16 protein-coding genes are annotated in these 13,549 nt (G+C 42.1%); 9 read left to right on the plus strand and 7 right to left on the minus strand.

What is annotated here, in order from left to right; translation table 11 throughout:
* Positions 1-70 precede the first annotated feature (70 nt).
* Entirely contained in the window at positions 71-565 is a 495-nt protein-coding gene (locus tag L0B18_RS14540; protein ID WP_234572523.1) for a YciI family protein, read from the plus strand.
* Between the two features lie 69 nt (positions 566-634).
* On the opposite strand, the gene L0B18_RS14545 is transcribed toward L0B18_RS14540, so the two are convergent.
* Complete coding sequence (locus tag L0B18_RS14545) at positions 635-1,660, minus strand: LLM class flavin-dependent oxidoreductase (RefSeq protein ID WP_234572524.1); 1,026 nt, start codon at positions 1,658-1,660, stop codon at positions 635-637.
* A gap of 239 nt (positions 1,661-1,899) precedes the next feature.
* Here L0B18_RS14545 and purE point away from each other — a divergent pair, with 239 nt between their 5' ends.
* Positions 1,900-2,388, plus strand: coding sequence for a 5-(carboxyamino)imidazole ribonucleotide mutase (gene purE, locus L0B18_RS14550; RefSeq protein WP_234572525.1), 489 nt, complete (start codon positions 1,900-1,902; stop codon positions 2,386-2,388).
* A 40-nt stretch (positions 2,389-2,428) separates the two neighbouring features.
* Positions 2,429-3,220, plus strand: a complete 792-nt coding sequence (locus L0B18_RS14555; protein WP_234572526.1) for a copper resistance protein NlpE N-terminal domain-containing protein — start codon at positions 2,429-2,431, stop codon at positions 3,218-3,220.
* Here L0B18_RS14555 and L0B18_RS14560 read toward each other — a convergent pair.
* Complete coding sequence (locus L0B18_RS14560) at positions 3,209-3,970, minus strand: HAD family hydrolase (RefSeq protein WP_234572527.1); 762 nt, start codon at positions 3,968-3,970, stop codon at positions 3,209-3,211. The two genes, L0B18_RS14555 and L0B18_RS14560, sit on opposite strands and share 12 nt — an antisense overlap.
* A gap of 13 nt (positions 3,971-3,983) precedes the next feature.
* Complete coding sequence (locus L0B18_RS14565) at positions 3,984-5,024, minus strand: vWA domain-containing protein (RefSeq protein WP_234572528.1); 1,041 nt, start codon at positions 5,022-5,024, stop codon at positions 3,984-3,986.
* A gap of 123 nt (positions 5,025-5,147) precedes the next feature.
* Between L0B18_RS14565 and xrtX the strand changes: the two genes are divergently transcribed.
* The gene (gene xrtX / locus L0B18_RS14570) at positions 5,148-5,693 is read left to right on the plus strand and encodes an exosortase X (protein WP_234572529.1); all 546 of its coding nucleotides are present in this window, start codon (positions 5,148-5,150) and stop codon (positions 5,691-5,693) included.
* A gap of 9 nt (positions 5,694-5,702) precedes the next feature.
* On the opposite strand, the gene L0B18_RS14575 is transcribed toward xrtX, so the two are convergent.
* From L0B18_RS14575 to L0B18_RS14590, 4 genes are read right to left on the minus strand one after another with little or no spacing between them, the layout of a single operon-like run.
* Positions 5,703-6,980, minus strand: a complete 1,278-nt coding sequence (locus L0B18_RS14575) for an MFS transporter (protein ID WP_234572530.1) — start codon at positions 6,978-6,980, stop codon at positions 5,703-5,705.
* Positions 6,981-7,003: 23 nt separating this feature from the next.
* Positions 7,004-7,444, minus strand: a complete 441-nt coding sequence (gene dut / locus L0B18_RS14580; protein ID WP_370647599.1) for a dUTP diphosphatase — start codon at positions 7,442-7,444, stop codon at positions 7,004-7,006.
* Complete coding sequence (locus L0B18_RS14585) at positions 7,440-8,270, minus strand: DUF3108 domain-containing protein (protein ID WP_234572531.1); 831 nt, start codon at positions 8,268-8,270, stop codon at positions 7,440-7,442. Before L0B18_RS14585 ends, dut begins: the two co-directional genes overlap by 5 nt.
* A complete protein-coding gene (locus L0B18_RS14590) occupies positions 8,236-8,577 on the minus strand; it encodes an arsenate reductase family protein (RefSeq protein ID WP_234572532.1) in 342 nt (113 codons plus the stop codon). Before L0B18_RS14590 ends, L0B18_RS14585 begins: the two co-directional genes overlap by 35 nt.
* 102 nt (positions 8,578-8,679) lie before the next feature.
* Between L0B18_RS14590 and L0B18_RS14595 the strand changes: the two genes are divergently transcribed.
* The 5 genes from L0B18_RS14595 (at position 8,680) to L0B18_RS14615 (ending at position 13,526) form a co-directional block, all read left to right on the plus strand.
* Entirely contained in the window at positions 8,680-9,192 is a 513-nt protein-coding gene (locus L0B18_RS14595; RefSeq protein WP_234572533.1) for a hypothetical protein, read from the plus strand.
* A gap of 169 nt (positions 9,193-9,361) precedes the next feature.
* Complete coding sequence (locus L0B18_RS14600; RefSeq protein WP_234572534.1) at positions 9,362-9,634, plus strand: hypothetical protein; 273 nt, start codon at positions 9,362-9,364, stop codon at positions 9,632-9,634.
* Complete coding sequence (locus L0B18_RS14605) at positions 9,624-10,133, plus strand: acetyl-CoA carboxylase biotin carboxyl carrier protein subunit (protein WP_234572535.1); 510 nt, start codon at positions 9,624-9,626, stop codon at positions 10,131-10,133. Before L0B18_RS14600 ends, L0B18_RS14605 begins: the two co-directional genes overlap by 11 nt.
* Positions 10,126-11,394, plus strand: coding sequence for a UDP-N-acetylglucosamine 1-carboxyvinyltransferase (murA, locus tag L0B18_RS14610; protein WP_234572536.1), 1,269 nt, complete (start codon positions 10,126-10,128; stop codon positions 11,392-11,394). The genes L0B18_RS14605 and murA overlap by 8 nt, the downstream gene beginning before the upstream one ends.
* Positions 11,395-11,783: 389 nt before the next feature.
* On the plus strand, positions 11,784-13,526 hold the full coding sequence (locus tag L0B18_RS14615) for an Rne/Rng family ribonuclease (RefSeq protein WP_234572537.1): 1,743 nt from the start codon (positions 11,784-11,786) through the stop codon (positions 13,524-13,526).
* The last annotated feature ends 23 nt before the right edge of the window (positions 13,527-13,549 follow it).

Genomic DNA, 13,549 nt, shown 5'->3' on the forward strand with positions numbered 1-13,549 from the left:
CGTCAAAATTTCATGGATTTTCAGTTCATGAAATAGTACAATCTGCTAACCACAATCAAAATTTCTCCTGATGAAAAAATTATTCCTTCTCCTCGGTTTGGCTTTTCTTATTGCTAATTGCTCTGGAAACGATAATCAAAATACAGAGTCTTCTTCCATGCCAAAGGATTCACTCGAAACAGTTTTTAATGAACAGTTGGCTAATGAAGTTGGGGCTGATGACTACGGGATGCGTCAATATGTGATGGCGTTTCTGAAAGCCGGTCCAAACCCAAGTGCGGATTCTACTCAGGCAATGGAATTACAAAGAGCACACCTCGCAAATATTCGACGAATGGCAGAAGATGGAGATCTCGTCTTAGCGGGACCTTTCATGGATCGCGGAGATGTTCGGGGAATTTATGTTTTCAATGTTAAAACCGTTGAAGAAGCCAGAGAATTAACCGAGACCGATCCGGCAATCCAGGCAGGCGCGTTAGAAATGGAACTGCATCCGTGGTACGGCTCAGCCGCGTTGATGAAAATTAATGAGATTCACGAACAGATCAGCAAGCAGAATCCGTAATTTTGTAGAAATTATACTTCCTGGCTGAGGCTTCTTCAAGGGACTTCTTCAGAACAAAAAAGACAATGACTATCCAATTGCTTTTCGTACAGCCGGTGCCACTTTTGTAGCAAATAACTCAATAGATCGGAGTAATTTTTTGTGAGGAATACTGCCTACACTCATCTGAATGAGAAAACGATCATGGCCAAAAATCTCATATTGGTGAAGAATTTTGTCTATCACCTGCTGAGGACTCCCGACAACATTTGCTCCATGAAGTCCGATAGAGGCGTCAAATTGTTGCCGGCTCATGGGCGACCAACCTCTCTCCTTTCCTATTTTGTCCATCACCTGTTTGAATGCGGGAAAAGCAATATCCGCAGCTTCCTGGGAGGTATCTGCAATAAAACCATGCGAATTGATACTCAGAGCCTGGGGTTCCTGTCCGTTTTCCCCGGCTCCTCTTGCATGTAAATCTGCAAAAGGTTTGAATTGTGCCGGTTGTCCCCCAATGATGGCAAGTGCCATCGGCAAACCCAAAGCACCCGTTCTGTAAGCAGATTGAGGAGTACCGCCAACTGCCACCCAAACCGGCAACGGAGATTGTATTGGCTGTGGATAAACATTTCTTCCGGAAATGGATGGACGATATTTCCCGCTCCAATTCACAGTTTCATTCTCTCGCAGAGTTAGCAGAAGGTCCAATTTCTCGGCGAAAAGTTCATCATAATTATTCAAATCGTACCCGAACAGTGGAAATGATTCAATAAATGATCCCCGGCCAACCATGATTTCCGCCCTCCCCTTTGAAAGCAAATCCAGTGCAGAGAATTGCTGGTAAACACGCACGGGATCTTCTGATCCCAAAACAGTTACAGCACTTGAAAGCCGAATGTTTTTTGTGCGGGCTGCCGCTGCCGCCAGAATAACCGAAGGCGCAGACGAAACATATTCCTCCCGGTGATGCTCTCCAATTCCCACTACATCCAGACCGGATTCATCAGCCAGCTCTATCTCTTCAAGAAGATTACTTAACCTGTCTGAAGGATGAAGAAGTTGCCCGGTTTCTGAATCCGGAGTGTTTTCGACGAAAGTATATAGTCCTAATTCCATGTTTCAAATCATTATCAGGCCATTGTGAAAGAAAGCAATCTTATAGTATTAATTAGGCTTCGGGATCACAATGACTTTTTAAAATCCATTATTGAATGAATCAAAATAGCGATTCAAATCGTTCAATATTAAACAAAATATTGACGAGATAATATGCAATTCAAAAATCAGAGAAATAGTTCAAGAATCAATATCTTTAGTAAATCTTTTGTTTAGAAATATTCATGTAATCTTTTGATATGTCAGAGAAACCGATTGTTGGAGTTGTAATGGGCAGCGATAGTGACTGGCCTACCATGAAGGAAGCCGCCGAAATATTGGAACAATTTGGAATTTCGTTTGAAAAACGTGTGGTTTCAGCCCACAGAACTCCGGATTTAATGGCTGATTATGGAAAAACAGCGCGCAATCGCGGACTAAAAGTGATTATTGCCGGAGCCGGCGGGGCGGCTCATCTTCCCGGAATGTTAGCCGCTTACACAACCCTCCCTGTCGTTGGCGTACCGGTAAAAACCACCGCCCTGGGTGGCGTTGACAGCCTCTACTCTATCGTACAAATGCCAAACGGCGTCCCTGTTGCAACGGTAGCTATCGGCAAAGCTAAAAATGCAGGTTTGATGGCAGCACGAATTCTTGGAAGTGAAGACTCTGATGTAGCTGATAAACTGGAGAAGTACCATCAGGAGATGGCTGAAGAATCCCTCAAGAAAACTGAAAACCTGACATAGGACAAGAAACCTTCGGGTAATTAAACTGTTTTATAACCTTATGAAGCAAACAGTTTACTTTCGCATCCATTTATTATTCATTATCAGCATAATTTGTGGGTTTGCCGTCATTTCCTGTGATACAAACGGGCAGCTTGAAACTTCGGAAAATAATAGCGGCAACGAGAAATTGCCGGATATAAATCTTCCGGCCATGTATACCGGAACAATTCCTTGTGCAGATTGCCCGGGGATTGACTATCACCTCATCATTGAAAAAGACCAGTTCATTGAAATTCTGCGCTATCAGGAACGATCTCCATCAGCATTTGAGGGAACCGGGACGTGGAAAATTGATGGAGATACCCTTACACTTTTACAACCCAACAATGAGAACTTTGGGAAAAAATTCCTGATCGGGCCGCAAACCTTAACATTTCTGGACAACAACAATCAACCCATTCGCGGGAATCTGTCCGAAATGTACGTATTAGAACGAACCGGCGACCAATCATCAATTCATGAACATCATCAAAAACTGGCAAAACAGGGATTTACTTTTTATGCCGGTGGAAATGAACCATTCTGGTCGGTAAAAATGGATTCAATGAATAACTTCATTTTCGAGACACCAGATTCCTCTCAGCATTTTGAGAAGACGGATTCCACAAGAAATACTGATCAAATAATTTTTGAAGGAAACTCAGATTCTGGCCAAATCACTATTCAAGTGATGGACAACTATTGCCAGGATTCAATGAGCGGCTATTTATTCCCTCAAACCGTATCTGTAGTTTTAGCTCCAGCAAAAACGGATACACTTGCCGGTTGTGGACTTTTCCTAGACCGCTGAGGATTTGGCTGAATGCTCCCGGTTCAATTCAATAATCTGTTGATAGGCTTCCAAAACAGCATCCGTTGTTTCTGATTCAAAAGTGTGGGTACATTCCTTTACCGCACGAATGGCGTTTTTGGGAGAGTATGCCAATTTTACATTTTTCAGAGCCGGAATATCACCGCTTGTATCCCCGATATAAGCGATCTCATCAAGTGATATTCCCAGTTTATTGGCCAACAGTTTCATTCCCTGAAGTTTGTTATTCCCGGGCATCAGCACGTTTACAGATACATCAGTCGTGTGAATTTCCAGATCGGGGAAATCAACTGAAACTTTTTCGCGGATTCTTTCATGTATTGCCTTCACCGTTTCAAGATCCGGACAGACTATTCCGGCATCCATCATTTTCGCAAATTCCAATTGTGCGATGGGAAAAGAAGGAAGCAGTTCTTTGAGCCATTGCTTCATTTTTCGAATGGGTTCCAGGGCTCCATCGTGACTCTCCAATGCGGTTTCAATCTTATTTCCCTCCCAGATGTAAAGTGCTGCACTTTCAAAAACAAATGGAATTCTTACATCCAGCCATTGTGCAACGGCTTCGGCATAAGGATACGGGCGTCCCGTACAAATTGTTAAAGGAGGAATATTTTCATCAACCCGGCTTTTTAGATTGAGCTCTCTGATTATATTGACGGTTTCCCACTTCGGAGTTCTAAATGGATATGAAATGCACCCGTCAAGATCGGTAACAAAAAGTTTAATCATAGGAAATCAATTCTCAATTATCCTGCTTTTTTTCAAGCATTTTAGGTTTGGTTTCAGGGAAGAACAGCGTAATCATCAAAAAGAATAATCCCACAACCAACAATATCTGGTACTGATTTTTATAATCAGCAAATTCCTGGCTTGAAAATTCTCCCCGTTCCAGTTCATCCAGTTTCGAAAAGAAAGGTTCAATATTATCACTCCCTGATCGTATTTCGTAATACTCTCCGCCACCTTCATTAGCAATATCCTGCATAGCTTCTGACTCAAGGCGTGTATTAATGGTGCTTCCATCCGAATCTCTCTCGTATGAAACCAGCGTTCCGTTTTCATTATAAACCGGAATTGGACTGCCATTTGGGGTTCCAATACCGACCGAGAAAATAATCACGCCATTATCTACCAAAGCGTTTAGTTGCGAATCGTATCCGCCTCCGTGGTTTTCGCCATCGCCCACAAATAAAAGCACATCAGATGCATTGCCTTGCTCCTGTTCTTCAAGAGAATTAAAACTTTCAAGGGCCGTTTCCATTGCTGCACTAAAATTGGTTCCGCCTGACGGCATCTGTTCGGAATTCACAATATCAATAAACAGCCGAAGAGCCGAATAATCCGTTGTAAATGGCACTTGCAGAAATGCTTGGTCTGTAAAAACAAGCAGCCCGATACGGTCGCCCTGCAAACGATTGATCAACCTGTTGATTTCAAATTTTGCTTTTTCAAGACGGCTTGGTCGTACATCTTCCGCATTCATGCTGGCAGAAAGATCAAGGGCTACCATCATATTTACACCTTTTCGCTGCACTTCCCGAACTTCGGTACCGATTTTTGGCCCGGCAAGTGCCACAATAAAAAAGAGAGTAGCTATCATAAAAGAGATAAGACGAACCTTATCCCCCGTTTGCCAAAAATTTTTCCTGAGCTGTTTTACAAGCCGGTCATCAAAGTATGCGGACCTGCGCTGGCTTTGTTGGCGCTTATACCACCAGTAGCCACCCCAAAGAAGTGGAATCAGCAATAAAAACCATAAATATAAACTGTCTTCCCAGATCATCTGTAGCAATTAATTTAGGTTCAAAAGATAACATTAATTCCTGTTTTTGTAAGGCTTCTTTTGCCAGGGATTTTTAATTTACAAACTCTAAGAGAATCGATCAGATCCTGCTATATTTACGCAATGAAATCTTTTTTAAAATCCGACATCGCCATTTTCCTGTTCAAGGTTTTTTGCATTTACCTTGTATGGTACATTGTGTACGAATTGTGGGTTTTGCCCAATGGCTACATTGACGTCCCGCTATCAAAAAATATTGCCTCCGTAAGCGCCGGAATTCTCACTTTTTTAGGTGAGGAAGTTTTTCTATACGGACGAGTTGTCGGTATTACGGGAGCCCCAGGAGTTGAAATTGTAGATGGCTGCAACGGCATTGCTGCGATTGGTCTTTTTCTTGGATTTATTTTCGCTTATCCCGGTGCGTGGATGCCGCGAGTTTATTTTTCCATTTTCGGGATTGCAATCATTTATCTCGTGAATGTAGCCAGAATTGTAAGCTTGTGTTTTATTCAAGAGTACTGGCCCCAGGGATTTGAATTTACACACGATTATTCTACCACCGCCATTTTCTATATCGTCATATTTATTCTTTGGATGGTATGGGCAAATTTTGGAGATACGGTAAATTCCGGAAAGAAAAGATCTCCAGTCACTTCCGCTCCCGCATAAATTCGGGTTTTAAGACGGTCTGTATTGAAATCCGTCCAGAATATCATCCGGAGTATCTTTTTCTTTTGGGGCAATTTTTGTGAGCCAGAACGAGCCGGATATAATCAACAGGATAGAAAAAGCGAGCATACATTCACGAATAGTGAGCCACTCAAACTCCAGCATCAAAGACGCAACGGTCACGGAAACCGATTGTGCAAGTGTAAATAACAACCATTCCGTACTAAAAACCCTTCCCCTGAAAACATCCGGCGATCTCCGTTGAAGAAGAACCGTGCTCATCACCCAGTTTGAACCGGATGCCATGTGAGCGAGTAATACGAAAAGGCTCATAAAAATAATTGAATTGAGCCAGCTTGTTATACAGTACATCAACCCGCAAAAAATCATAAAAAGTCCCATAGCCCGTACCCAACTACTTTCCTGTCTGAAAAGTCTCCGTCCTAAAACAGGGCCGATTCCGGTACCTATTCCGCGGGCCGCATACAGAATTCCGAGTCCCACACTTCCCATCAACAAAACATCTTCTGCGACAATAATCAGCATGTAAACGAGTGCCCCAATACACATCGTAAAAGTACCTTTGGCTAATGCCGGACGAAGTACCGAACCGTTGTTTTTAAGGAAGCGAAAACCTTCCGTGATTCCCGTGAGAGGATTCCTGTATTTTCGTTTATCCTCTGCACTCATTTCAACCTGAGGAATATCTGCCTTGTAAATGTAATAAGCGGAGACTCCATAACTGATTGCGTTGATCACAAAAACCAAATTTGTACCAAAATAAGCCGTGGCAAAACCTCCGATGGCCATTCCTGTCGTAAAAATGATACTCCAGGAAGCTGCCGAGAGAATGTTTGCATTTACCAGCTCTTCCGCCGTGGTAACATTGGGTATGGATGATGTTTTGGCCGGCTCAAAAATAGCTGAAAAAACCATTTGAATAGCCGTTAAAACATACGCCAGCCACAGCAATGCAGCAGAGTTGATAAAGATTAAACCCAATATTAGAAGGCCCCGTACCACATCACATAAAATCATAAGCTGCCGCCGGTTAAAGCGGTCTGTGATGTACCCGGCCAATGGAGATGAAAATGCAAGGCTGAGCATTTTTACTACAATGATCAATCCCAAAAGCAGTTCGGAACCGCTATAAGTATGAATCAATGCGTAAACGGCAAGAAGGCCAAACCAATCACCAAAATTGGATATAATTTGGGCAAGCCACAGCCTGCGGTAGTTTCTATTGCCCACTATAAGATCTATGTATGGCTGTAACTTCTCTTTCACTCAGATTTGATCAGAAAATTCTGCTAAACTCCGGTACTTCCGAAGCCACCGTCTCCGCGTTTTGTTTTAGGGAGTTCAAACACTTTTTGGATTTCAATTTGTTGAAACTGGGCAATAACCATTTGTGCAATACGGTCGCCCCTATTGATCGTGAACGATTCCTCGCCATGATTAATCGCGATCACTTTTATCTCTCCCCTGTAGTCAGAATCGATAGTGCCGGGAGAGTTGAGCATTGTGATACCATGTTTATACGCCAAGCCGCTTCTTGGACGGATCTGTGCTTCGTAGCCATTTGGCAGAGCAAGTTTTATTCCAATAGGAATGAGAGCGCGTTTGCCCGGTTCCAGAGTTACAGGTTCGGTGATTGCCGCCCGTAAATCAAACCCGGCTGCGCCTTCGGTTTCGTACTCGGGTAAGGGTAAACCATCGGCGTGTTCCAGTTGTTGAAAAAAAACTTTAATTGTTGCCTCCTTCTCGGCTGTATGAGATTAATTTTACTTTAACATTTCCAAAAATCACTTTCACATGGGCTTCTAACGGCACACGTAAATCACTCGTAGAAAACCATGATTTAAAATTTCCGCGGAACCCAAACGGCCCGTCAATATCTGCATGACCATTACTTAAATAGGTTTCAACCGGCTCATCGAATGCCTCGTATTCCCGCATATCCGTTTCTTTGCTGCTTTGAGATCTCACATATCCCAATTCATTCTCAATATACACGGGCAGTTCGTAGGGAGTTTCTTCTCCGGCAAACATTCTTGAGTAATAAAATATCGTATCCCCGCCACTGGCCGGTTCAACCAGATCGAGCGATTCCATGAATTCTCCGTGTTCATAAAACCGAACCTTGCTGCTGTCTCTGTCAAAAACTATTCGAACGCTGTTTGGCTCATCATCGTGGAAATCATTCCGCCAAAAAATAAAACTGTATGGCCACTTTTCATTGAACTGAAAGAGGTTTTCATAGCTCACCAGTTTCTCGCCGATTAAAATATTCTTGCTGTTTGATTCCATCATTGTTTGCAGGTGATACACTTCCTGCCCTTCATAAGTAGTGTCCGGCAAAAGCTTTACCTCAATCCACCCGAGCGTAAACCAACCGTAAGTAACCTCGTATCGAAACACCTCTCTCGCATCAAGCATCATCTGCATCGTGGGCGGTTCGTCTCGTTGAAAAGTAAACTCCGACTGCGCTGAGAGATCAGGCGTAATCAGGAACAGGCACAAAAAGGATAAGATGCCGGATTTAATCAACAAATGTTTCAAACGCGTCCTCATCATACCCTACCAAAATTGCTTCTCCGCTAATTAAAACGGGTCTTTTTATCATTGTTTGGTTCTTAAGAAGCTCTTCAAAAAGTTCATCGTCACCTAAGTCCTGATCCTTTAAACCCAGCTTTCTCCATTTCATTCCTCTTTTATTGACCAGAGTATCCAGGCCAACACGGTGAACAAACTCCTCCAGTTCTTCGCGTGAAAGGGGCTCTTTTTTTACATCAAAAAACTCAAACTCAATATCATTTTCCTTCAACCACTTTTTGGTTTTTCGGATTTTATCGCAGTTGTTGATTCCGTAAACTTCTATCATAAAAATTTTAAATTACATTAAACTTCAAAATACAACTTTTTACCGGCTTTTTTGAACCGGAATTAATCATTGTTTCTCACATTTAATCAATCTTTCATCATTTTGTCTTCTCCAAAACTGAACCGAATAACCGTTGCTTTTGTTTCCCTTTTTGTTCTCTTGATGATCTCCTGCACCCAAAGTGATGACCAACGGGAGTTTGAGAAACAGGCCATCAGCTTACCCGAAAATTTTACCCAAACTGACAATAACGGACAAATTGTTGACAATAATACCGATCCCGACGACTGGCGAATTGCTCCTTTTTTCCAAGGATTTGTTTATATGGACGAACCACCTTTCCCTAATGCTCTATTGTCAAATCAGCGCTTGACGATTAATTTCTTTGTAACCGATACCGGTGCCCTTTCAGGTTTTCGAGTATTAGCTTTATATGATAGAACTACTGTAAAACCTGTCTCTCCGGACATGACTGTTTATAGTAGCTTGAATACAATCTCTTTAGATCCATTAGACATTGCGCAATTTCCACAAAATCCGGTCGGACTATACAGGATTATTATTGAAGATGATCGCGGAAATATTATCAGCTACGGAGATATTAAAATTGAGTAAAATTCTATTCCCGCTGATCTGTTTTTAGGAAGCTGAACATCAAGCTAAAACATTCATCGAACATTGCAGTTTAGAAATTCCTGTCTGGTTATTTTATTCGCTCATTTAAAATCAGATAAATATTTCTTTTTTTGATTGTCATTCGTTTACAGAGAATCTATTTTTAAGTATGCCTAAAAGTAAATTAACCGATTCGGAGAAATCGATACTCAAAGAGTTGATCTTTCCGGAATCATTCGAACATATACAAGAAGAGACGGGGCTAACCTATGGATCGATCCGGGATGATCTTATCAAATTGATCAACCACGGATTTATTGAAGTGTATGAAAAAGATCTGACCAAAAGCGTTTCTCCCTTTTACGATTCCGACAACATCGATCAATTCTCTTTTAAGGCTACTAAACGTGGACTAAAAAGCATCCAGAACTATGCATTTTGAAAGCAAAATAAATGGTGATGTATTCAATGTTGAGCTTAATGATCAACAGACTGAAGCTGTAGTTGACGATACAACAATCCCTTTAGAAGTGATTGTTCAAAAATCCGGGAGAATGTTATTCAGAACGGGAACTAAACTTTATAAAATCGATAACATTGAAGTGAATGGACATAACATTTCGTTCACCATCAATGGCAGTTATTTTGAAGCTACTGTAAAAGATGAGCAGGATCTGTTGCTCGAAAAACTTGGCTTCCATTCCGGGGCCGCAGCATCGGCAGGAAGTTTAAATGCTCCCATGCCGGGCAAAATTCTTGAATTGCTGATAACTGAAGGAGTTAGCGTTGAAGAAGCGCAGCCGGTTTTGATTCTGGAAGCAATGAAAATGGAGAACGAATTGAAATCTCCCACAAATGGTGTAGTTTCTAAATTGCATGTACAACAAGGAGATAACGTAGAAAAAAATCAATTACTGATAGACATAGAACCCAGTGGATAAATTTATCATCGAAGGACCCACACCTCTCAAAGGACAAATTCCAATAAGCGGGTCAAAAAATGCAGCCCTCCCCCTGATGGCTGCATCTTTATTAGGCAACTCACCTTCAACTATTCATCTCGTCCCACGGCTAAAGGATATTTATACGTTTAACGACGTAATTCGCGGCACGGGCACCGAAGTTGACTTTAATGAAAGTGAAAATACTTTACGTATAGACCCTACAACTCTGAATCATACTGAAGCTCCGTATGATCTGGTTCGAAAAATGCGGGCATCGTTTTATATGCTTGGTGCATTAATCGGCCGAGCCGGTGAGGCGAAAGTTTCCCTGCCGGGAGGATGCGCCTGGGGACCCCGCCCCGTAGATCTTCACCTGAAAGGATTTGAAACGATGGGGATTGATATTGAACTTGAGCAGGGATATGTACATGCTTCCATCGATAACAACTCGGTGGAAGGCGGCGAGTTTACGCTTGAACCGAGCAGTGTTGGCGCTACGATTAACCTGGTTTTAGGGGCTGTTCTGCGAGCCAAAAAATTTGTGATTAAAAATGCTGCAAAAGAGCCGGATGTTGTACTTCTCTGCAATATGCTTAAAAAAATGGGCGCTGATATTGAGGGAATTGGTACAGATACATTGACGATTCAAAAAGTAGATAAACTTGAAGGAGTTGAGTTTTCCAATGATCCTGACCGTATTGAAACCGGCACCTATATGATTGCAGCTGCCATGCATCCGGACTCGGATGTGACTTTAACCGGCTGTAAACCGGAAGATTTGGGACGATTCCCCACATATTTCAAAAAGCTGGGTGTGCACTTTGAAATATCAGGGTCTGATATTCGTATTCAAACCAACGGAGGAATTAATCCGGTATCTATTAAAACAAAAATATATCCCGGCTTCCCTACCGATCTACAGGCTCAATGGGCCACTTTGATGACACAGGCAAAAGGAACCAGCACCGTTACCGATACCATCTATTTTGATCGATTTAGTTATGTGCCGGAATTGAAAAGACTGGGCGCAAAACTCTCTGTCGAAAAGAATAAAGTTACCATTCAGGGGCCAACCCAGCTGACCGGCACATCCGTAATGAGTACGGATCTTCGTGCCAGCGTTAGTTTGGTTTTAGCTGCAATGGCAGCAGAGGGACAATCCGAAATTCTGCGCGTGTATCATCTTGACCGGGGTTACGAGCAGTTAGAAAAAAAGCTGAATAGCGTAGGAGCATCTATCACAAGAGCAGATCAATAAATCCATATCTGTCTTCTTTTAAATTCATTCGATATTTAATAATTAGTTAACTTTACACTATATTAGCTTTATCGTGAATATTGTGTGAATTGTATCCAAGATGAATATTAAGACAAGCATTATCAAGCATTTACACCTTTTTTTAAACCCTTTCCTTTATCTTCTGCGGGCGATCTGTCGCTCAGCAGAAACTGCTGACATTTCGAATTGTCAAGGCGTTCACACAGCCTATTCATTTTATAACAAGAATTATAACGATGTGGCAGCTCGCACTGCTTTTATGAATGATAATTACCAGATGATTTTTTATTCTCCTCACAGTATGGAAACTCTCCTGCTTGTGGTGAAAGAGAAGCTTGGCGAGTTGCTGATGAAATTCCATTTCTTACATGAAAAATCAAATTATAATCCACTCGTCGGGCAAACAAACCCGTGTGGCACTTTTAGAAAACGGGGAACTTGCGCAGTTATTTATAGAATCTGAAGAAAACCAGCGTACTGTTGGCGATATTTATATCGCGAGAGTTCATAAAGTAATGAGTGGTATCCGTGCCGCTTTTATCGATGTGGGCATGGAAAAAGACGCTTTCCTTCACTTCTCTGATGCCGGAGATCACCTTGGGCAATATCTAATGATGCTCAATGGAGAGAACAGTATTTCTCAGTCTGCCAAAAAAGAACTGTCCAATTTTAATAAACTATCGAATAACGACAAGCAGATACTTGCTGGCAAACTCCTGAAAAATAACCAAAATTTGCTCGTACAAATTGTCAAGGAACCGATAGGATCAAAAGGTCCGCGTGTATCTACCGACATTACCATTGCGGGACGTTTTTTGGTTTTAATACCGATGGGCGAATATATCGCTCTCTCAAAGAAAATAAACAATGGGAAAGAACGGCGACGGCTGAAAAGCATTGTCGGCTCAATGTTGCCAGAAGGTTTTGGAGTGATTGTTAGAACGGTCGCCCAAAACCAGGACAAGGGAGCCATTGAGGATGATATGCGAACCATCCTCAAAAAGTGGGAACGCATCCTTAACAAACTCGAAAATGCAAAAGCCCCTACCCTTCTTTACAAAGACCTGGACATCACAGAAAGCCTGATTCGTGACCTTTTTGCAAAGCAATACGACAGAGTTCTCATTGATGATTATCAGCTTTATAAATCAGTTAAAAGCTATGTATCTCAAATTGCGCCGAAGATGTTGCCTTCGGTTCAACTGTACAAAGGTAAAGATCACATATTTGACCATACAAATATTGGCCATGATGTGAACTCGATTTTCTCGCCGCGGGTGCGAATGCCATCCGGTGGTTACCTGATTTTTGAGCAGACAGAAGCCATGTACGTGGTAGATGTTAACTCAGGTCCGTACGCGGCAAAGGAACGTCAGGAAGACAACTCTCTGAAAACCAATCTTGAAGCAGCTCGGGAAATTGCCAAGCAGTTACGGCTCCGGGACATTGGAGGAATTATTGTGGTGGATTTCATCGATCTGCGCGATAATAAAAACAGGAAGAAAATCTACGATGAGCTCAAAAAAGAGTTCAAAAAAGACCAGGCAAAAACCAATGTAATCGGCATGAGCGATTTCGGACTCGTGCAAATCACGAGACAGCGAATCCGGCCAAGCGTGGTAAATTCAGTCTCAAAAGTATGCCCAATGTGTGGCGGAACCGGAAGCGTGGTCAGCCAGGACACCATTGTAACAGATATAGAAAGCTGGATCAGCAAATTTAAATATAGCACAGAATACCGTGCAGTTGATATCTATGTAAATCCTTATTTAAGATCGTTTATCTGTAAAGGATTTTTCAGCCAGCGTTGGAAATGGATACTCCGATATAAAATGAAGATCAGTTTTATTGCAGATGAAACCATTTCCTTAAATGAATTCAAAGCAACACTGACCGGTTCAGACCTTGAAATCACCGATGTTGTGCTACAAGGGCAATCCATCGACGATATTTTGGATGCTCACGAAGACCAGCTTGAAGAAGCAGAGAGTGAAGAGAACAACACTCTGGACTATTACTCAAAAGACGACCGTAACGGAAATGGAGGCAATAGCAGTGCCAACAAACGATCAAATCTGCCCCCGCGCCCCAAAAGAAAAAGTTACGGGTAAAAAAAGAAATTCCAATTTATTTA

The sequence above is a fragment of the Rhodohalobacter sp. 614A genome (genome assembly GCF_021462415.1).
Classification (GTDB): Bacteria; Bacteroidota; Rhodothermia; order Balneolales; family Balneolaceae; genus Rhodohalobacter.